Source organism: uncultured Tateyamaria sp., assembly GCF_947504105.1.
GTDB lineage: Bacteria > Pseudomonadota > Alphaproteobacteria > Rhodobacterales > Rhodobacteraceae > Tateyamaria.
Window position 1 is genome coordinate 1 of sequence record NZ_CANNGP010000199.1, and the last position, 258, is coordinate 258.

General features: G+C 61.6%; 1 protein-coding gene. It reads left to right on the forward strand.

Translation table 11 applies throughout. The annotated features are described in order from the left end of the window. A partial coding sequence (locus tag Q1A75_RS24185) for an IS3 family transposase (protein ID WP_299641588.1) occupies window positions 1-258 on the forward strand: 258 nt, incomplete at both ends.

Genomic DNA, 258 nt, shown 5'->3' on the forward strand with positions numbered 1-258 from the left:
GCTCGCGACGTCTGAGCGACGGACGTGCCGGGTGATAGGCCTGGCGCGGAGCTCCCTGCAGTATCGACCTGTCCCGCGAGATGATGATGCACTGCGGCTTGCTCTGATCCGGTTGGCGATGCAGTACGGGCGATACGGCTACCGCAAGATAACGGAGTTGCTTCACATGGAAGGCTGGCAGGTCAATCACAAGAAGGTCGAGCGGCTCTGGCGGGAAGAGGGATTACAGCTTCCGCAGCGCCACAAGAAGCGCAAGCG